We start from the raw sequence: 20,826 nt of genomic DNA, 5'->3' as shown, positions 1-20,826 counted from the left end.
TGTATTTAAAATATACAATGTAACCTATTAATAAGAAAAGAACCCAGAAAAATCTAAGTTCTTTTAATTTAAAAATAAGCCTAATTTTATTTAATTATACTATCTAAATGAGATACGAATATATCCCTTATCTTTTCATTTTCTCCAAGACCTTTTACATAAGTTTCTACTTTAAAACTTTCTTTTAAAAGTCTATTTTTCCAAGAATCTTCCTCATTTCCTGCCATATCATTTATTGCATGATCTCCTGCCACTAACATGAAAGGCATTAGTTTTACTTTTTCTATTTTTCTCTCTTTCAACAAAGGAATTATATCTTCAATAGTTTCATTTCCTTCTACTGTTGCCACATATACATTCTTAAAACCTTTCTCACCAAATTTATCTTCTAACCTACTATAACAATTATCAGAAACATGATCTGTTCCATGTCCCATAAAAATGATCGCTTCACTTTCTTTTAAATCTTTAATATCTACTGCTTCTACTACTTCTGCATAATCTTCTTCATCAGATAATAGGGGCTTTCCAACTTTTATGTTCTTAAAATTATATTTTTCTTTAAAACTATCTATTTGTCTATGCATCTTTTCATATTCATGTCCTGGAATTATATGTAGAGACTGAATGTATATTTCTTCAAATCCCTCATTTATCATATTTTCTAAAGCTTCTTCTACATTATTTATTTTTATTCCATCCCTCTTTTTTAGTCTTTCTATTACCATTTGGGAAGTAAAGGCCCTTTTTACTTCATAGTCTTTAAATTTCTCTTTTATTCTATTTTCAGTGCTTTCTATGCATAATTTTCTAGTATTTTCATAAGTTGTTCCAAAGCTAACTACAAGTATACCTTTTTTCATTTTATCCCTCTTTTCATTATTTAATAGCTTTTAATGCTTCATAGTTTGCTTTAATAGTATATTCTATATCTTCATCAGTAAGAGCAGTAGATAAAAACATACATTCAAATTGAGCTGGTGGAAGCATTATTCCACGACTTAACATTTCATTAAAATATTTAGCATATACTTCAGTATCGCAGGATTGAACATCATCAAAGTTTTCAAAAGGTCCTTTTCCAAAGAAAAGGGTTAGCATACTCTTAAATCTTACAATGGTTGCATCTATATTTAATTCTTCTATATTTTTCTTAATTCCTTCTTCTAGCATAATCGCCTTTTTTTCTAATTCACTATATATGTCTTTATTTTCACTTAAAGTTTTAAGGTTTTTATAACCTACATGCATAGCTAGTGGGTTTCCAGAAAGGGTACCTGCTTGATATACTGGACCTGTTGGAGATACCATTTCCATTATCTCTCTTTTTCCGCCGTAAGCACCAACTGGGAAACCTCCACCAATTATTTTACCAAAACAAGCCATATCTGGTTCAATTCCATATACTTCACTAGCTCCACCATAGCTTACCCTAAATCCTGTTATTACTTCATCAAATATAAGTATTGAACCATTTTCTTTGGTTACATTCCTAAGACCTTCTAAAAATTCTTTCTTTGCCGGAACTAACCCCATATTTCCAGCTATAGGCTCTATTATTATAGCTGCTATATCATCTCCAAATTTTTCAAAAACCTTCTTAACATCTTCTAAATCATTATATCTACAAACTATAGTGTTCTTTACAATATCTGCAGGAACCCCACTACTAGTAGGTACTCCATAGGTTATAGCTCCTGAACCTGATTTTACAAGCAAACAGTCATTATGTCCATGATAGCAACCTTCAAATTTTATTATTTTATCTCTACCAGTATATCCTCTAGCTACTCTTATGGCGCTCATAGTAGCCTCTGTACCGGAGTTTACCATCCTAACCATTTCTACAGCATTATATGAATCTACAATATGTTTTGCCATATCTACTTCTATTTTTGTAGGTAATCCAAAACTTATTCCACTTTTTAAAATGTCTTCTATATCTTCTAATAACTTCTCATTAGAATGTCCAAGTATTAAGGGACCCCATGAGCAAATATAGTCAATATAAGTATTTCCGTCCTCATCTTCTATTTTACTTCCAAGTCCACTTTTAACAAATACTGGGTCAGCTCCAACAGATTTAAAGGCTCTAACAGGACTATTTACTCCTCCTGGAATATATTTTACAGCTTCTTCATATACTTTTTTTGACTTATCAAAATTCACATTATCAACTCCTTTTAGCTATTTTAACATTTTAGCTACATCTTTAGCAAAATATGAAATAATAATATCTGCTCCTGCCCTCTTAATTGAAAGTAAAGATTCCAATATAGCTGTTTCATCTAGAAGCCCTTCTTTTACAGCTAACTTAAGCATTGAATACTCTCCACTCACATTATAAGCGGCTAAAGGCATATTAAAATTATCCTTTGATCTTCTTATAATATCTAGATAGGAAAGGGCTGGTTTTACCATTATTATATCTGCTCCTTCCATTATATCCAATTCAATCTCTCTAATAGCCTCGTCTGTATTAGCCGGATCCATTTGATAGGATTTTCTGTCTCCAAAAGCCGGTGATGAATCTGCTGCATCTCTAAATGGACCATAAAAAGAAGAAGCATATTTAGCACTATAGGCCATTATAGGAATAGTTTCAAATCCATTTTCATCTAAACAATTTCTAATGTATTCTATTCTACCATCCATCATATCAGAAGGAGCTACCATATCCGCTCCTGCTCTGGCGTGGCTTAAAGCTATTTTGCCTAGATATTCTAGTGTTTTATCATTATCTACATATCCATTTTCCAAAAGAATTCCACAATGACCATGAGAAGTATATTCACACATACATACATCTGTTATAACATACATTTGAGGAAAAACTTTTTTAATTTCTCTTACAGCCCTTTGTATAATTCCATCTTCGGTATAACCTTCCGTACCAAATTCATCCTTATTCTCTGGAATTCCAAATAACAAAATAGCTTTTATTCCTAAACTTTCTACTTCTTCTATCTCCTTCAGCACCTTGTCCACTGAATAACGATAGATTCCTTCCATAGAAAATATTTCTTCCTTAATTCCTGTACCTTCTTGAACAAATATTGGATAAATAAAATCTTCAATAGAAAGTTTAGTCTCTCTTATTAGACTTCTAATAGTTTCATTTTTTCTAAGCCTTCTAGGCCTATTTAATATTTCCATTATGCTTCTCCTTCCTTTAACAATATGTCCATTATCCCATCTACTGTATATTTCTCTGCTTCACTATATACTTTATATCCATTTTGCTTTATAGTCTTTGATGTAATAGGACCAATGGATATTATTCTACCTTTACTTAAGATATCTTTACTTCTATCACCTAATATCTCTACAAAATTATTAAAAGTTGAAGGACTTGTGAAAGTAAAGTAAATTTCTTCTTTATCATTTAAAAACTCCATTAGCTCATTAGGATTACACTGCTCTTTTAAAGTATCATAAATCTTAACTTCATCCACTTTGCATAGTTTTGAAAGCTCTTCCACTAAATAAGGTCTTGCACTCTTAGCTCTTGGAATTAGAACCCTATCTTTGTCATTTAAAACATTTTTCAATTCTTCTACTAAAGCCTCAGCTACATATTCATTTGGAATAATATCTGGTTTTATTCCATACTTTTCTATAGCCTTTCCTGTTTTAGGACCAATTACTCCAATCTTTATACCTCCTAATCTTCTGGAATCATAACCAAGAGAAAACATTTTATTGAAAAATATATCTACTCCGTTTTTACTAGTTAATACAATATAAGTATATCTATCTATATTTTCAATGGCTTCATCCAATTCTAAATTAGGAGATATTTCATCTATTTTAATAGTTGGAAATTCATAGGTTATAGCTCCAAGTTCTTTAAGTTGACTAACAGACTCTTTTTTTTGCGATTTAGCCCTAGTTATAACTACAATTTTGCCAAATAACGGTTTCTTATCAAAAAAGTTAAGGTTTTTTCTTAATTTAACTACTTCTCCTACCGCTATAAGACTTGGTGGAGTTATTTTTTCTTCCAATGCTTTTTCATATATATTTGAAAGATTACCTTCAACTACCCTTTGATAAGGTGTTGTAGCCCAATTTATTATGGCTACAGGTGTATCTTCAGGTTTACCATTTTCAATAAGATTTTCACATATCTTTTTCAAATTTGAAACTCCCATTAAAAACACAAGAGTACCTTTTAATTTTGCTAATGAACTCCAATTCAGTTCTTCGTTTTCATCTTTCAAATGTCCAGTTATGACATGGAAAGATGAAGCGTAGTCTCTATGGGTTATAGGTATTCCAGCATAAGCTAATCCTCCAATGGGAGAAGTAACCCCTGGTACAGTTTCAAAAGGAATATCTCTCTTAATTAAATATTCCCCTTCTTCTCCTCCTCTTCCAAATACATAAGGGTCTCCTCCTTTAAGCCTTGCAACAATATTGCCATCTAAAGCTTCTCTATATATTATTTCATTTATTTCGTCTTGAGTTTTAGCATGATTTTTTGCTTCTTTTCCCACATATATAAATTTACAGTTTTCCCTTGCTTCTTCCAATAAGCTGTCATTTGCCAACCTATCATATACTATTACATCTGCATTCTTTATACATTTTAGCCCTTTTACAGTTATTAAACTAGAATCTCCTGGGCCAGCTCCTATTAAATATACTTTTCCCTTCATCTGCTATCCCTCTCCCTAATCATTGTATTTGCCAGGTCATAACCTAATTTTTCTAGAGAATCTTTACTTCCTTCCATTCTTTTATTAATAAGTACACTACCATCTTCTGTTCCTAAAAACCCTTCTAAAACTACTTTTTCATCATAGATTTCACAATAAGCTCCTATAGGGACTTTACAGCTCCCACCTGCTCCCGTTAGAAATCCTCGCTCCACTTTGGCTTGTATTTCTGTTTTTTCATGAGAAATACTCTTTAAGATTTCTTCCATTTTCTTATCATCTTTTCTTATTTCAATAGCAAGTATTCCTTGACAAGGAGAAGGTAAAACTATTTCTTTATCTAAATATACAAGCCTATCCTTCAAAGTTTTATCAAGACCTAGTCTTTTAATTCCTGCTGCTGCTAATACTACTCCGTCTAATTTTTCTGATTCTATTTTTTTAATCCTAGTATCTATATTTCCCCTTATTTCTATTATATTTAAATCCTTTCTATATCTAAGAAGTTGATATTTTCTTCTCTTGCTTCCTGTTCCAATTTTTGCTCCAATAGGTAACTCATCTAAGCTATTTAAGCCCTCTCTAAGAACTAGAACATCTCTATAATCCTCTCTTTCAGGTACATAAGATAGTTTCAATCCTTCAGGAAGTACTCCAGGCATATCCTTCATGCTATGAACTGCCATATCTATTTCCCCATTTAAAAGCTCCTTTTCAATTTCTTTTACAAATACTCCCTTTCCACCAATTTTATATAATGAAGCTTCCCTTAAAATATCCCCTTTAGTTTTAATTGTCTTTAATTCTATTTCTAAATAAGGGTGTGCTTTTTTTATCATATCTATTATCAAATTAGTTTGAGTTATTGAAAGTTTGCTTCCTCTAGCTCCAACTACTACTTTCATACCTTTTATTCCCCCTTAAGCTGTTTATAGAAATCTTCTAGTTCTTCGTTGCCAAGCTTTAAACAACGATCTAAAAGCTCTTCCTTTTTATAGCTATAATCTGAAATAATAATATTTCGTATTTCTCCTAATAGATTTATATATTCACTATTTATATTTGAATACTTCTTCTCTAAATCCAATCTTATCCTTTTACTTAAAAAAGGACATTTTCCCATAGTAGATATAGATAGCACAAGATCTCCTTTATTTATAAATGAAGGACATATAAATTCTGAACTCTCTAAACTATCTACTATATTGCACAGTATACCTTCATCATTACAATCTATGGCAATTTGTCTATTTATATGCTCTGAAGAAGTAGCTGCTACTACTAAAAATCCATTGCTGATGTACTCCTTTTTATAATTATCTTCAATTAAAATAATGTTTTTTCCGTATTTGTCTTTTAATTCACAGAATTTATCGGAAAAATGTGAACTTATTACTATTACCTTTCCTTCAAATTCTAGAAAATTTTTGGCTTTCCTATATCCAACATTTCCGCCACCTATAACTACAATTTTTTTATCTTCAATATCTAACATTATGGGATAGAACATATTTACACTCCTAAAATTCAAATAAATTATTTAACATTTCAATATAGTTATCCATATTTTCTTCTTCTAAAGCTTTTAAATTCTTTATAGGCTCTCGTACAACCCTCTTAAGTGCTGAGCTAAGCATTTTATCTATAATCTTTTTCTCTCTTTGATCTAAATCTAACTTCCTATTTATATACTCCATTGTATCAGATTTTATATCTGAACATCTTTCATTTAGTGATTTCAAAACTGGGTCTACCCTTATACTTCCCATCCATTCCAAAAATTCGTTCACATCTTTTTCTATTATGTCCATAGCTTCCTTTGATAGCTTTTCCCTTTTTTGTTGATTGCCTTCAGATACCTTTCTAAGATCATCGATATAATATAAAACTACATTTTCAATATCTTTAACCTTAGAATCTACATCTCTAGGAAGGGCTAAATCTAATATATATAGCTCTTTTTCAATCTTAGGCATGTCCTCATAAGAAATTATTGTATGAGGTGCCGCTGTGGCACTTATAACTATATCTATATTATTTAACAAACTATACCGTTCATCATATTCTACTGGTATCAAACAAGGAAATTCTTTAAATATATCCTTCACTCTTACATGAGTTCTGTTGGTAAGATATATCTTATCTAATCCTTCTTCACATAAATATTTTAATGAAAGTCTACTTATCTTTCCTGCTCCAATTACAAGGGCTTTTTTACCCTCAAGACATCCCATTTCTTTTCTTAAAAGTTTGATTCCAATATAACTTGTTGATAATGGAATCTCAGATATTCTTACATTTGTCCTTATTTTTTTTCCTTCTCCTATAGCTTCCATAAATAGCCTATTCAAAACTTTTCCACTAAACCCTAACTCCATAGAAAATATCATTGCTTCTTTTACTTGTCCTAATATTTGATCTTCTCCTAAAACTAATGAATCTAATCCAGATGTAACCATATACAGATGAGTTACAACTTCTTTGCCTTTTTTAATGAATAAATATTCTTCTATTTGAGGAAAATTAAAAAAATCTCTATAAAAAGATTTTACTTCTTCAATAGAAGTTTCTATGTTGTTACTGGCTATATATATTTCACTCCTATTACAGGTAGACAGAATTACTACCTCATCAATATATTTATCTAAAAGTCCATTACATCCATCTATTTTCATAGACTCAGTAAAAGAAACCTTTTCTCTTACTTCAATAGGAGATATATTGTGATTAACTCCAATCAATGCCAGATCCATATTTCTCCCTCCAATAGCTAAAAAATTCTTCTTCATCTTTAAAAAGTGGTAAGCCTAATCTTTTGTTTATTTTAACAAGCCACGGTTCTTCCAAGCCTGCTCTTTCTAAAATTTCTTTCTCTGTAAATACCTCATTTACTAATCCTTCTTTTATAACCTTTCCTTTTTCAAGAACATAGATATAATCACAAATTTCATATATTAAATTCATATCATGGCTAGATATTATTATGTTCTTATCTTTGCTAATATCTTCTATTATATTTACAATTTCTCTTGTCATTAATGGATCTAATCCGCTTGTTGGCTCATCAAATAATATTACATCACCATCCATAACTAATATGCCTGCTATAGCAACCCTCTTTTTTTGACCATAGCTTAAAAAATGGACTGGTTTATCCTTAAAATCATAAGCTCCTACCCTTTTTAAAACTTTATTTACCCTACTTTTTATTTCTTCTTCATCATATCCTATATTTCTTAGTGCAAAAGCTATATCATCATATACATTAGAATAAAATATTTGTTTATCAGGATCTTGGAAAACTATATTTACTTTTTTCCTATATTCCCTCAAATATTTCTTACTATATTTTATATGTTCTCCATTAAATAGTATATTTCCTCTTTTAGGTTTTAAAATCCCTACCATATTAAGAAATAGGGTGGATTTACCAGAACCATTGGCTCCTATTATACCTATTTTTTTACCTTTTTTTAAATCTATATTGACATTTTCTAAAGCTTTTGTTCCATCCTCATATGAATAAGTTAAGTTTTTTACTTCTAACATTTTATCACCCTATTTTAAAATCTCCATTATATAGTTTAGCATCTAAAGAGTTTATCATATCCTCATACTTTAATAAAACCCTTATAAATAGACATTTCATAAGAAGTCCAATAGATCTATAGGTATTTTTTATACCAATGTATCCAAACCTCATCTCCTGAGCAAAGCTGATTTCTTTGCTTTCTTCTAAAAACACAAATATAAATCGATATATTAAAATGATAAGTTCAATAATTGTAGGTGGAAGTTTTAACTTCTTAAATATTTTAATCAGATGGTTTATAGGTGTAGTTAAAGCTATAAAAAAAGTAGAAGAAAGACAAGCCAAAACTCTAAAGATTAAAACAATAGAACTAGTTAAAGATTCTTCTTTTATTCCAAAATAGCTTTTTCCTATTTTAAATGACCATAAAAATATATCTTCATTAGCTCTACTTATTATTATAGTTAAAATACTTATAAAAAGAAATAAAAATGGTACTAAATAGATTTTGAAATAATTTTTACTGGGTATTCCAGCAACTATAGTTGTTAAGAATACCATCATTAGGAAAATTACAAAATTAATATATAAGTTATTGAAGCCTACGGCTACAAAAAGAGCACCTATGGCAAATATAAACTTTGCCATAGGATTGAAATCTTTTAATTTATTAGTATATGCATATCTATCTATCAGAAGCAACTTGTTTCTTCCCTTTCATATTTCCTAATATATATCCAATAACTCCTGCTCCAATTGCTACTTGAACAGAGAACAACAAACTTTCAATTTCTCCACTTGGTGGTTCCCAAAGACTTTCAAACCAAGGTTCATAATCTGGATTTATTTCTTCTATAACACCTTCTGCTTGATCATCTGCCCCTGCAAACTCTGAACCTCCCTTAAATATTAAAGGAGTTATAACAATTATCAATGCTAATATAAGGAGTAATATATTCTTTTTACTTGATGATTTCATTGCCTAACACTCCTTCCCTATCATAGTCAATTAATAAATTATACACAATACTTGTTAAAATACCTTCTACAATAGCAAGAGGTATTTGTGTTACTGCAAATACACTTAAAAATTTAGCCATAGAACCTGCAAATCCTGCTACTGGATCTGGAAAAGCTAGAGATAATTGAATAGATGTTACAACATATGTTGCTAAATCTCCTAAACAAGCTGCTATAAATACAGCTACTGATGTTTTAGCTCCTCTTTTTTTGAAAAATTTAAATAATCCATAGGATACTAAAGGTCCTATAACTGCCATAGAAAAAGTATTTGCCCCTAAAGTAGTAAGTCCTCCATGAGCAAGTAATAATGCTTGGAATAATAGTACTATTATTCCAACTACAGTCATAGTGGTTGGTCCAAATAATATAGCACCTAAACCTACTCCTGTTGGGTGGGAACAGCTACCTGTAACAGAAGGAATTTTCAATGCTGATAATACAAACACAAATCCTCCTGCCAAACCTAACAATACTTTCTTATTGGTCTCCTCTGTAAATATCTTATTCACTCTTTTAATTCCTACTACTAAAAATGGTAGAGTTATAATTGCCCAAAATATAGCCCATTTAACTGGTAAAAATCCTTCCATAATATGCATTGCATTAGAAATACTAGGAGTAATGCATAATAATAATAATACAAAAATAAAAGCTTTTTTCTTTTCTCTCATAAAATATCACCTCACATAAAATATTAAAAAATCCAGCCTTTTCGGCTGGATTTTTTTTACAAATTATTTTGACTATAAATAATAAGTAACCTCTTCCCACCGAAGGTTTACTTGAAAAATAATAGGCAGGTCTCCTGACTTATGGATCATTCTACTTTCAACGCCTTCCCAAAATATTTAAAATATTTAGTGGCATATTGTTGATTTCGTACCCACTTACAGTAACGGGGGTTGCATTGGATTTTCACCAATTTCCCTTTTAATCATAATGAACCTAAAACTTTTTCTATGCAGTTTTCATTTTTATAATATCATATATATATAAATAATTCTATAAAAATTTAATTATAAATTTTGTATTGGCATGTTTTTAACAATTTATATTGTTCTTTATAGTTGTTTTTATCTGTTTTCTTTTAAAAAGTAACTTTTTGTTCAAAAATAAATATATATACTATAATATATCTCATTTATATCATATTAATATATTATTTATACAAATTAAAACTAATTATAATGTCATATATTGATTAGATATTTTATTTATAATTATTTTTATGATACTTATTTATCAAAGTATATTGACAAGATTTCTCTGTTATAATATAGTAAAGACGACTAGTTTAGTATATATTTTTGGAAAAAGGAGCTTATTATGAGAATAACACAAGAGTCGGATTATGCTTTAAGAGTAGTACTTTATTTTTCAAGTTTAAACCCTGGTACTAAGGTTAGTGCCAATATTGTAGCTGAAGATCAAAATATCCCCCTAAGATTTCTCCTAAAACTATTACAAAAGCTTAAAAAAGCAGATATAGTAGAATCGTTTATGGGAGTAAATGGTGGATATGCTCTTAAAAGGGAGCCTAAAGATATTTCCTTAAAAGATGTTATAGAAGCTATCGAAGGACCTATCCATTTAAATAGATGTCTATTAGATCCTGAACAGTGCAATAATGAAGGGCCGAAAAAATGTTTAATCCATAACGCACTGTATAGTGTACAAGAAACACTAATAAATAAGCTTGCTTCTATAAATTTCAAAGATATCGCTAATGGTTACTATTTAGATAGGGGATAAACCCTTATCTTTTTTTGTATATAATATATTGAATTAGTTAATCTTTTACAATTCCCCAATTTTAAGTAGTAAATATTTACAATTTTCTTTTTTTAATATACACTATAATAAACAACAAATATACGGGGTGATTTGTATGAAAAATTTTGAACAAATGTTAGAAGAGTATGCCCAACTTGCAGTAAAGACAGGAATAAATATTCAAAAAGGACAAACTCTAGTAATAAACTCTCCTATAGAATGTTCAGACTTTGTAAAACTTGTTGCAAAATATGCCTACGAAGAAGGTGCAAAAGAAGTTCATGTAGAATGGCATAACGAGGATTTAACTAGAATGAAATATGACCATGCACCTATAGAGGTATTTGAAAACTTTCCAAAATGGAAAGCCGATGGATTTGAACAATTTGCGGAAGATGGAGCAGGTTTTCTTTCAATATCAGCATCAAATCCTGAACTTTTAAAAGGTGTAGATCCTAAAAAGGTTGCTGCAAATAATAAATCTAGCTCTAAAGCTATGGAAAAATTTAGAGAATATACTATGAACAATCATGTATCTTGGTGTGTAATCTCAATACCTACAAGTGATTGGGCAATGAAGGTATTTCCTGATATACCTAAAGAGGAAGCCGTAGAAAAACTTTGGGAAGCTATTTTTAAAACTGTAAGAATAGACAAAGAAGATCCTATAGAAGCATGGAATGAACATTTGAATAATCTAGATGAAAAATTAGAATTCCTAAATGAAAAGGAATTTAAAAATCTACACTACACTTCTTCAAACGGTACTGATTTAATAATTGAGCTACCTAAAGGACATATATGGTCAGGTGGTGGAGATTATAATACAAAGGATGTATTCTTTGTAGCGAATATGCCTACTGAAGAAGTATTTACTCTACCTAAAAAAACTGGTATCAATGGAACAGTTGTGAGTACTAAACCATTGAATTATAGTGGGAATTTAATAGATAATTTCAAACTTACTTTTAAAGATGGAAAAGTTGTAGATTTTGAAGCAGAAAAAGGTTATGAAACTCTTAAAAACCTTTTAGATACTGATGAAGGAGCAAGATACCTAGGAGAAGTAGCACTAGTTCCATATGATTCACCTATATCCAATTCTAATATACTATTTTACAATACATTATTTGATGAAAATGCTTCTTGCCATTTAGCTTTTGGCATGGCATATCCTACTTGTATTGAAGGTGGAAGTAAAATGAATGAAAAAGAAAAAGAAGCTCATGGAGTGAATTCTTCCCTTGTTCATGTGGATTTCATGATAGGTTCAAAAGATTTAGATATAGTTGGAGAAACTGATGAAGGGGAAAAGCTCCAGATATTTAAAGATGGAAATTGGGCATTTTAATTTTTTTAATTTAACATATTTTTGATAAACCTCCCATATGATTAAACTAAAACTATACTCAAGGGAGGTTTTTTATGAAAATTTTTAAGAATAAAAAATTAAGTTTATTTTTAACCTCATTATTAGTTTTATCTTTAATTTTAGCTTCTTATATACCATCTTTTGCTCAAACGAGTAAAGTTAAAAATGTAATATTACTTATTGGAGATGGAATGGGCACTGAACAAGTTAATTTAGGAAGAATTTATAAAAATAATAAGCTCTATATGGACGAATTTGACTATACAGGCATAGCTTCCACTTATTCAGCAGATCCTAAAAATAAATGGGTGACTGACTCTGCCGCAGCAGGTACAGCCTTGGCTACTGGAGTAAAAACCTATGATGGTGCCATAAGCGTAGACTTAAATCAAAAACCTATTGAGACAATACTTGAAAAAGCTCAAAAAAACAAGAAATCAACAGGAATCGTAACTACTACTAGAGTAACCCATGCAACACCGGCTTGCTTTGCTTCCCATAATATTCATAGAGATAATGAAAATGAAATAGCAGAAGATATTATTGAACATGGAGTAGACGTAATTTTAGGAGGAGGAAAAGCTAATTTCCTCGATAAAAATAATAATGGTAAAAGAGAAGATGGGAGAAATCTTATAGAAGAAGCAAAGGGCAAAGGTTATAAATATGTAGATACAAGGGAAAATCTAAAGAAAGTAAATGATGAAAAAATTTTGGGTTTATTTAATAATTCCCACATAAGTTATACATTAGATAGGAATCTTACAGTAGAACCAAGCCTTAGCGAAATGACAGACAAAGCTATAAATATATTGAGTAAGAATAATAGAGGCTTTTTCCTAATGGTTGAAGGTGGAAGAATAGACCATGCTGCTCATAATAATGATCCAGCTACCATGACCAATGAAGTATTGGATTTCGATGAAGCTGTGAAAGTTGCCTATGAATTTGCTAAGAAAGATAAACAAACTCTTGTAATAGTCACAGCAGATCATGAAACTGGAGGTATTTCTATTGGTGCTAATGGCAAATATGAATACCATCCTGAAATATTAAAAAAACAAAACAAATCAGTTGAATATTTATTAGATATACTTACAACATCCAATTATAAAACAATAATTAGAGAAGAGTTAGGTATAAATAATTTAACTAAAAAGGAAGAGTTAGATATAGTTCTTGCATTGAAAAAAAATAATAAAGATAATCTTTCAAGAGCTCTTGTTAATACAATAAATACAAGATCAAATACAGGTTGGACTACCACTGCTCACACAGGGGTTGATGTACCTGTCAAAGCCTATGGTCCAAATGCTAATTTATTTTCAAAACACTTAGATAATACAGATATAAATAAATTAGCTGTAAAATCCATGAAATTAAAGTGATTCATTTCCTTTTTATAAATTACATTGTATATAAAATAATAGCTTACAAATAAAAAATCACAGGGAATTTAATCAGATTAAATTCCCTGTGATTTTTTATTAATGTATATCGAATATTCCTGTCTTTTTTAAGGCCATGCTTAATGCTGTAGCTACTACAGCCCCAAACAATCCTTGTACTATATTTCCCGGCATAGATGCTAATGCTGCTTTAGCTCCATACATAAATATTTCTGCTATATAATAGCCAAAAGCCATCCAAACTCCTCCTAATGCCATAGGAATAATTTGAGCCTTTTCTCCTAAATTAGTTTCTAATAAACTACCTGCTATAAATCCTTCAAGTCCTTTAACAATAAAAGTAATAGGAGCATAATGAGTATATCCAAGTAATACATCGGCTAATCCAGATCCTAAACCTCCTACTATAAATCCACCTTTTTTACCAAACATAACTGCAGCTAAAAACACAACCATATCTCCCAAATTTAGATATCCTTTTGTACCTGGAGTTGGTATGTGCACAACCATAGTCATTACAGTGGTAAGAGCAATCATAACAGCATATCTAGTCATTTCTTTCAAATTTTGATTTTTCATATATGTCAACTCCTTTCACATATGTATGGGTACACTATGTGATATATTAAAATTGTACTTATATATATAATAATACTTTTAAAACACTTTTTCAATATAAAATAAAAAACCGTCTAAAAAGACAGCTTTTTATTGAATCAAATCATCTTGAATTTTTTTACTTTTATGTTCATTTACTTTATAATCTTTCTCTTTAATCTTCTTTGATTTAGATTTTTCAATATTAACATCTAATTTTTCAGATTCTATTTTCATCAATATAATCGATGTAACACTTGCTGTAAAATCAGATATAGGATAAGATACCCAGGCTCCTATTGCTCCTAAATCTAATATCTTTATTAACAATATTGATACTGGAAGAAGTATGATAATTTGTCTAAATATAGATACGATAAATGAAGTTCTCGCTTTACCTAATGCTTGGAAATAATAAATTGATACATAGTATATACTTATCATAGGAAATACTGCTATCATTATTCTAAAAGCTTTGGCTGCTTCAACTATAATCTCTCTTTCTTTAACAAATACAGATATAAGTTGTTCTGCAAATAATAAACCAATTATCCAAAGAATAGCTGAAGTCATCAAAGCAAAAATAACCGTTTTTTTAACTACTTCCTTTAGCTTTCTATAGTTTTTTGCTCCTAAGTTATAGGCTGCTATAGGTTGCATAGCTGAACTTATTCCAAGCATAGTTATAAACATGAACATAGAAAGCTTAGATATTACGCCAAGTATTATAACTCCAATATCTCCTACATGATTTAAAAGTAAATTATTTAGCACTGCAAGAAGTATCCCGTCTTCGGCTTCTACAATAAAAGCCGAAAAACCTACAGTAATTATAGAAATTAAAATATAACCCTTGATTTCAAATCCAAACTTTAATTTATATTCTTTTTTTATATCTCTAAAATGTAAATAAGCATATATAAATGATATAAATTGAGAAAATATAGTAGCAAAAGCTGCACCTTTAACACCATAGGACAGTTTAACTACTAAAAAATAATCTACAATAGTATTGGTTACTGCACCTGTAATAGTACTTTTCAATGCAGTCTTTCTATCTCCTAAAGACATCATAATATAGCCTATAGAAATAGTTAAACATTGAAATATACTGCCAAATATTATTATAGACAGATAATCATGAGCATAAGGCAATATTTGCTTACTAGTACCCAGCATATTCAAAACATTATCTCTAAATATAAAAATCAAAATAGTCATAGGAATCATAGTTAAAAATATAAGACTTAGTGCATTTTTTATAACTGCCTTAATGCCTTCATTATCTTTTTTCCCATTATTTCTTGCAATAGCTGTAGAAGATCCTATAGCTATCATCATGCTAATAGCAACTATAATTCTCTGAATAGGAAATACTACTACTAATGCTCCTATAGCATTGCCTCCTATAACCCTTCCTACAAATACTGTATCTACCATATTATATAATTCTGCTACAAGTAAAGATACTATAGCTGGAATTGAGAACTTCATTAAAAGTTTTCCTACATTTTCTTTTTCAAATATATTATGATCTACCCCATTTATAAAAACCTCCATTATCTCTTGCCATGTATTTTATAAGATTTATACTATATCTATATCATAACATTAATTCATCTTCTTTTCATTTTTGAATATACAATATGAAACATTAAACTTTTTATAGTATAATCATATTAAATAACAAAATTGGAGGTAATAAAATGAGTAAAAAAATCGACTGTCTTGGTGATTTTTGTCCAATACCTTTACTTAAAGCTGAACAGGAATATAAAAAAATAAAAAATGGGGAGAAATTTACTATAATAACAGACCTTAGTTGTGCTACATCTAATATAAGATCTGCTTTTAAAGATGAAAAATGTATAATAGAGGATGAAGAAGAAATGCCAGGAATTTGGAAGATAACTATAAAAAAACTATAACTAACAAAAAGTATCTCTACCAAACTTCTTCATATAATTAATGAATTTCTTTATATGTTCTTCTTGTAGCTGTTCCTTTTGGTATATCATACATATATGACATTCTACATCCACTTCTTTTATAAATTTACTTTTTAAAGTCTCTGTATACAATTCTTTTTTAACAGATATATAAGGAACAATAGATACACCATGATTTTCTATAACTGATGTCTTTATGGATTCTACACTACCTAATTCCATATGCACATTTAAATCATTAAAGGAAATAGAATTTTCGTTGAACATATTTTCTATAGTTTTTCTTATACCACTTTCTTCTGGACCAATTACAAAAGGAAGAGAAGCTATTTCTTTAAGGCTTATACTTTCATTTGTATCCAATATATCTTTATTTTTAGGTGAATATATAAATACTAAATCACTTTTACAAAGTCTTATACATTCTATGCCTTTCTTATATATAGGAACAGTTACAAAACCTACATCTGCACTACGACTTAATATTAAATCCACTACATTTTTTGTATAATCGCTTTTGGTAGAAAATCTTATAGTCTTGTTTTTTTCTTTATAAGTATAAAGTGTACAAGGTATTAGATACTCACTTACACTACCAGATGAAGCAATCCTTATTTCTTTTATTTTATCATTATGACACTCTTCTATTTCCTCAATCATATTATTATATAGGCTTGAGAATATTTCTGCATACTTAAATACAATCTCCCCTTCCTCTGTTGGCACGACCCCCTTATTACTCCTATCTAGAAGTCTACAATCTAAAGCTTTTTCTATAGATTTTAATTGTTGGCTTAGTGCAGATTGAGTAAGATGTAGCTTTTTTGCAGCCTTTGATATGCTATTTTCTTCTATTATCTCGATAAAAGACATTAAATTATATATATTCACAGTATCCCCCTTTCGAAACGTTTTCCAATAATATATAGCTATAAGTATTTGATATTAATTATTCTTATGTACTATAAGTAGAATTCATCACTAATACTTGTCTACTTTGTGTATAATTGTAATTAAGTACTTACTATATAATCAAATGTTACTATTTTAACAAGTTATTGTCAATAGGATAACTTTAAAACTCTAAACTATAATTAGATACCAAAAACATTTTAAATACTAGAAATTTTTTCTATACTAAACTGTCCACTTCTCACTAAATACAATAATATAAATCAATACATAAAAATTCTTAAATCCATGTTTTTATTTTAAATTTCTTAAATTTTCTTTTAATTTAGAGCTCTTTATAGTTTAGAAGAATTTAATATTTTATAATTTCTTATTTATTATTATAAAAGGGAGGCGAACTTATATATGTTATTAGGTATAGGAGTATGTGTAATTATAGCTTTTTTAGCAACTTACTTAGGAGGACTACAACGTATAATTGGCGGTCCTATGATTGGCCTTTTTATTGGAATGTTAGTGGCCAATATTAAACCACCAGAAGGCGATTTTAAAAATGGAACAACTTTCGCCGCTAAGAAATTTTTAAACCTAGGAATTATAGTTACGGGAGCAACTTTAAGTTTTAAGGAAATTGTAGGATTTGGAGCTAGTGCACTACCTCTTATAATATTTAACATAGCTCTTGCTCTTGGAATCGCTTACTTAATAGGTGGAAAACTAGGAGTAAGCAAGAATACAAGAACCCTAGTAGGAGGAGGAACTTCTATATGTGGTGGTACTGCCATAGCTACTCTAGCATCTATAATAGAAGCAAAAGAAGAAGAAATGGCTTATGCGCTTACAGCAATATTTTTATTTGATATTATAGCTGCTCTAGGTTTCCCTTATTTAGGAAGAGCATTAGCTTTATCTCCAGAACAATTTGGTGTATTAGCAGGAACGGCTATAAATGATACATCTAGTGTAGTAGCTGCAGCCGATACTTTTGATAAATTATTAGGTGATTTATCAATGTCAACCAGTGGATTAACTGGAGGTAACTTAGCTGTAATAGTAAAATTAACACGTACAACTATGTTGGTTGTTTTAGCTATAATTTTTACTTTTGTTACTATTAATAAGAAAAGAAAAAGTTTAGTTGCTCAAGGAAATAACGGTTCATCATCAATAAATCATGAAAGTAATGAATCGGTAGGTAAAGTAGTACTTAGAGTATTTCCATGGTTTATATTAATCTTTATAATAATGGCTCTTCTAAATACAATAGGAGTATTTCCTGAAAGTACTGCTCCTTTTATTAAAAAATTATCTAAATTTTTAGTAACAACAGCCCTTGCTGGTGTAGGATTTAAGATTAATTTTAAAGATTTATTTACAAAAGGTATAAAACCTATAATGCTAGGTGGATGTACTTGGCTTGGTCTTTGTATATCATCAATGACTTATATATTCTTGATAATGCCTAAATAAATATTTAAAATAAAAGATGTGATTTTTCACATCTTTTATTTTTCTATCTTTATATAATTAACCACATAAAATATTATTAAGTTAAAATTCTTTCCTATGGCGCAATCCCAATAAATTAGATATATGCATAGTAAATATAATTCCTGTCCCTGGCTTTTTAAGGTTTCCTACTTCTACCATAGTATCATATATCTTCTCATATTTTGATTCTTCACTTACTATAAGAATCACTTCCTTTGAAGCTTCTATGTGTATATTTAAAAATTTTTTTATTTCACTTTCTCCTGTTCCTCTTCCATATAAAATTGTAGCACCTTTTGCTCCTGCCACCTTTGCTTTATCCACTATTTTATCTGCTTTGCCTCTTTCCACTATCGCAATAATACATATCTTTTCTTCCATAATATATACTCCTTTCTTAAAATTTAGCCAGTATTCCTAAAGTTAAAACAGAAATGACAGCACCCAAAGATGTCAATCCTACAATACCAAATCCATTAAGAAGAGGATCTGAATTTTCTATTATTTTTGAAAGTCCAATTGCTACTGCCATATTTAAAGGAATATTTACAGGCCCTGTAGTAGAACTTGCTGAATCCATTGCTATAGCTACAAATTCATCTGGTGCAAAATAAACAAGTATAAGTATTATAAAGAGTATAGGCATTATTATCTTAGTATTAGGTATATTATTCAATATCTTAAATATTCCCAATGCCATCCCTCCTCCAAATCCTATAGCTACAGTCTGAATAAGAACTTTATTGGGAATAGCTCCTATAGATATTTCCTCTACCTCTAAAGCTAAAGCCTTTAAGCCTGGTTCTACTAAAGTAGCAAAATAGCCTAGAACAAATGCAAAAACTATGATTATCCATCTATGATCAAGATATATTAAGTTTTTTCCTACTGAATCCCCTAATGGAATTAAAGATATAGAGACTCCCTTTAGGAAAAAGTGTAATCCAAGTACACTTAATAAAAATCCTAATACAAAATCTTTTACATTTTCTATAGGCTTCTTAAGAATTAAAATTTGAAACAAGAGAAGGAAAGCTGATATAGGAATAACACTTCTTGCTGTTTCCCATAATGCTCTTAGCCCCTCTAAATTCTTCATTATAACATCCTCCTTATTTATTATTTTAAATTAAACCAGAAATATTGTTATTTTTATAAAATAATTCTGAAAATCTTGCTAAATCCCCTTGACTTACACAATTATAATAATTAAAATAGTAAAAGATATACAAAGATAGGAAATAAACTCGAAATGATATTTAATTTTTTCACATTAAATAGAATTATATCATATTTGATATTATATATAAAATATACCACTATAGTTGAAAAGAATTTATTTACTTATCTTAGGGTAAACATAATTATATAAGTATAAAGATATGGATAATATTTTATCTAAATCTATAAAGATTGGAGGTATATAAAATGGAAAGGTATATTCCGGAAGTAAAATCCAAGCTTAGAAGTAGAATAATAGAAGTACCACCAGTTATATATAAAGCTACTGGAATAAAAGTATTAGGAACTAGAATTAAATCACTGCTTTTTTCTACAGATGTAGCCGTAATAAAAAATACTAATGCTAATTCAATAATAGCAGTATATCCCTTTACTCCTCAACTTTCTATTACTCAAGCAATTTTAGAAGTAGCCCCAGTACCCGTTTTTGTCGGAGTAGGTGGTGGACTCACTACAGGAAAAAGATCTGTAGATATTGCTCTTCAAGCAGAACTTATGGGGGCTTATGGTGTAGTAGTTAACGCTCCTACTAGCAAAGAAGTAATAAGTAAAATGTATAAGAGGATAGATATACCTATAATTGCAACCATAGCATCTGATTGTGACGATTATAAGGCTAAGTTAGACGCCGGTGCTAGAATTTTAAATATATCAGGAGGGCCAAAAACTGCCGAAATAGTTAGAAATATAAGAGAAGACTATGGAAAAGAACTTCCAATAATAGCTACAGGTGGACCTACAGATGAATCTATATTAGAAACCATTGAAGCTGGTGCCAATGCTATTACTTATACCCCGCCTTCAAGTGGAGAAGTTTTCTCCGACATAATGGATCAATACAGAATAAAAAAAGAAAAATAAAAAG

22 protein-coding genes and 1 riboswitch are annotated in these 20,826 nt (G+C 29.6%); of the genes, 6 read left to right on the top strand and 16 right to left on the bottom strand.

The genetic code is table 11. The features are described from left to right. Positions 1-86: 86 nt before the first annotated feature. From FYJ27_RS03645 to FYJ27_RS03595, 11 genes are read right to left on the bottom strand one after another with little or no spacing between them, the layout of a single operon-like run. Positions 87-863, bottom strand: coding sequence for a sirohydrochlorin cobaltochelatase (locus tag FYJ27_RS03645; protein WP_154483279.1), 777 nt, complete (start codon positions 861-863; stop codon positions 87-89). A gap of 16 nt (positions 864-879) precedes the next feature. After that, on the bottom strand, positions 880-2,169 hold the full coding sequence (gene hemL / locus FYJ27_RS03640) for a glutamate-1-semialdehyde 2,1-aminomutase (RefSeq protein WP_326831029.1): 1,290 nt from the start codon (positions 2,167-2,169) through the stop codon (positions 880-882). 18 nt (positions 2,170-2,187) lie between these two features. Further along, complete coding sequence (gene hemB / locus FYJ27_RS03635) at positions 2,188-3,156, bottom strand: porphobilinogen synthase (protein WP_154483276.1); 969 nt, start codon at positions 3,154-3,156, stop codon at positions 2,188-2,190. Continuing rightward, a complete protein-coding gene (cobA, locus tag FYJ27_RS03630; protein ID WP_154483273.1) occupies positions 3,156-4,661 on the bottom strand; it encodes a uroporphyrinogen-III C-methyltransferase in 1,506 nt (501 codons plus the stop codon). The genes hemB and cobA overlap by 1 nt, the downstream gene beginning before the upstream one ends. Further along, the gene (hemC, locus tag FYJ27_RS03625; RefSeq protein ID WP_154483270.1) at positions 4,658-5,566 is read right to left on the bottom strand and encodes a hydroxymethylbilane synthase; all 909 of its coding nucleotides are present in this window, start codon (positions 5,564-5,566) and stop codon (positions 4,658-4,660) included. The genes cobA and hemC overlap by 4 nt, the downstream gene beginning before the upstream one ends. A gap of 5 nt (positions 5,567-5,571) precedes the next feature. Then, positions 5,572-6,171 carry a precorrin-2 dehydrogenase/sirohydrochlorin ferrochelatase family protein gene (locus FYJ27_RS03620; RefSeq protein WP_154483267.1) on the bottom strand — a complete coding sequence of 200 codons (600 nt, stop codon included), beginning with the start codon at positions 6,169-6,171 and terminating at the stop codon, positions 5,572-5,574. Between the two features lie 10 nt (positions 6,172-6,181). Further along, positions 6,182-7,414 carry a glutamyl-tRNA reductase gene (hemA, locus tag FYJ27_RS03615; protein ID WP_154483264.1) on the bottom strand — a complete coding sequence of 411 codons (1,233 nt, stop codon included), beginning with the start codon at positions 7,412-7,414 and terminating at the stop codon, positions 6,182-6,184. Then, entirely contained in the window at positions 7,389-8,210 is an 822-nt protein-coding gene (locus FYJ27_RS03610; protein ID WP_154483261.1) for an energy-coupling factor ABC transporter ATP-binding protein, read from the bottom strand. Before FYJ27_RS03610 ends, hemA begins: the two co-directional genes overlap by 26 nt. A gap of 4 nt (positions 8,211-8,214) precedes the next feature. Further along, complete coding sequence (gene cbiQ, locus FYJ27_RS03605) at positions 8,215-8,895, bottom strand: cobalt ECF transporter T component CbiQ (RefSeq protein ID WP_154483258.1); 681 nt, start codon at positions 8,893-8,895, stop codon at positions 8,215-8,217. Continuing rightward, a complete protein-coding gene (locus FYJ27_RS03600; RefSeq protein ID WP_154483255.1) occupies positions 8,879-9,172 on the bottom strand; it encodes an energy-coupling factor ABC transporter substrate-binding protein in 294 nt (97 codons plus the stop codon). Before FYJ27_RS03600 ends, cbiQ begins: the two co-directional genes overlap by 17 nt. Further along, positions 9,156-9,887 (bottom strand): energy-coupling factor ABC transporter permease, encoded by a 732-nt coding sequence (locus FYJ27_RS03595; RefSeq protein ID WP_154483252.1) that lies wholly within the window; start codon positions 9,885-9,887, stop codon positions 9,156-9,158. The genes FYJ27_RS03600 and FYJ27_RS03595 overlap by 17 nt, the downstream gene beginning before the upstream one ends. 107 nt (positions 9,888-9,994) lie before the next feature. After that, a riboswitch (cobalamin riboswitch) is annotated at positions 9,995-10,180 on the bottom strand. Between the two features lie 362 nt (positions 10,181-10,542). On the opposite strand from FYJ27_RS03595, the gene FYJ27_RS03590 reads away from it, so the two are divergent. The 3 genes from FYJ27_RS03590 (at position 10,543) to FYJ27_RS03580 (ending at position 13,749) form a co-directional block, all read left to right on the top strand. Further along, on the top strand, positions 10,543-10,968 hold the full coding sequence (locus FYJ27_RS03590) for an RrF2 family transcriptional regulator (protein WP_154483249.1): 426 nt from the start codon (positions 10,543-10,545) through the stop codon (positions 10,966-10,968). Positions 10,969-11,104: 136 nt separating this feature from the next. Beyond that, positions 11,105-12,340, top strand: a complete 1,236-nt coding sequence (locus FYJ27_RS03585) for an aminopeptidase (RefSeq protein WP_154483246.1) — start codon at positions 11,105-11,107, stop codon at positions 12,338-12,340. A 74-nt stretch (positions 12,341-12,414) separates the two neighbouring features. After that, positions 12,415-13,749, top strand: a complete 1,335-nt coding sequence (locus FYJ27_RS03580) for an alkaline phosphatase (protein ID WP_154483243.1) — start codon at positions 12,415-12,417, stop codon at positions 13,747-13,749. Positions 13,750-13,848: 99 nt separating this feature from the next. Here FYJ27_RS03580 and FYJ27_RS03575 read toward each other — a convergent pair whose 3' ends face one another. Further along, positions 13,849-14,349, bottom strand: a complete 501-nt coding sequence (locus tag FYJ27_RS03575) for an ECF transporter S component (protein WP_154483240.1) — start codon at positions 14,347-14,349, stop codon at positions 13,849-13,851. 129 nt (positions 14,350-14,478) lie between these two features. Further along, a complete protein-coding gene (locus tag FYJ27_RS03570; RefSeq protein ID WP_154483237.1) occupies positions 14,479-15,927 on the bottom strand; it encodes an MATE family efflux transporter in 1,449 nt (482 codons plus the stop codon). Positions 15,928-16,073: 146 nt separating this feature from the next. On the opposite strand from FYJ27_RS03570, the gene FYJ27_RS03565 reads away from it, so the two are divergent. Beyond that, the gene (locus tag FYJ27_RS03565; protein ID WP_154483234.1) at positions 16,074-16,295 is read left to right on the top strand and encodes a sulfurtransferase TusA family protein; all 222 of its coding nucleotides are present in this window, start codon (positions 16,074-16,076) and stop codon (positions 16,293-16,295) included. Here FYJ27_RS03565 and FYJ27_RS03560 read toward each other — a convergent pair whose 3' ends face one another. Beyond that, the gene (locus FYJ27_RS03560; protein ID WP_154483231.1) at positions 16,296-17,207 is read right to left on the bottom strand and encodes a LysR substrate-binding domain-containing protein; all 912 of its coding nucleotides are present in this window, start codon (positions 17,205-17,207) and stop codon (positions 16,296-16,298) included. It lies immediately after the preceding gene. A gap of 426 nt (positions 17,208-17,633) precedes the next feature. Between FYJ27_RS03560 and FYJ27_RS03555 the strand changes: the two genes are divergently transcribed. Further along, entirely contained in the window at positions 17,634-18,698 is a 1,065-nt protein-coding gene (locus tag FYJ27_RS03555) for a YeiH family protein (RefSeq protein ID WP_154483228.1), read from the top strand. Positions 18,699-18,779: 81 nt separating this feature from the next. Here the strand turns inward: FYJ27_RS03555 and FYJ27_RS03550 are convergent, their stop codons facing one another. Beyond that, the gene (locus FYJ27_RS03550; RefSeq protein WP_154483225.1) at positions 18,780-19,100 is read right to left on the bottom strand and encodes a P-II family nitrogen regulator; all 321 of its coding nucleotides are present in this window, start codon (positions 19,098-19,100) and stop codon (positions 18,780-18,782) included. Positions 19,101-19,116: 16 nt separating this feature from the next. Further along, positions 19,117-19,818, bottom strand: coding sequence for a DUF1538 domain-containing protein (locus FYJ27_RS03545; RefSeq protein WP_154483222.1), 702 nt, complete (start codon positions 19,816-19,818; stop codon positions 19,117-19,119). A gap of 329 nt (positions 19,819-20,147) precedes the next feature. Here FYJ27_RS03545 and FYJ27_RS03540 point away from each other — a divergent pair, with 329 nt between their 5' ends. After that, positions 20,148-20,822: a hydrolase gene (locus tag FYJ27_RS03540; protein WP_154483219.1), complete on the top strand. Its 675-nt coding sequence runs from the start codon at positions 20,148-20,150 to the stop codon at positions 20,820-20,822. Positions 20,823-20,826 lie beyond the last annotated feature (4 nt).

Origin of the sequence: Anaerosalibacter bizertensis (assembly GCF_009696605.1) — a bacterium.
In the GTDB taxonomy this organism is placed as follows: Bacteria; Bacillota; Clostridia; order Tissierellales; family Sporanaerobacteraceae; genus Anaerosalibacter; species Anaerosalibacter bizertensis.
The sequence above is the reverse complement of the archived record's forward strand: the minus strand, read 5'-3'. Positions and strand labels throughout refer to the sequence as shown.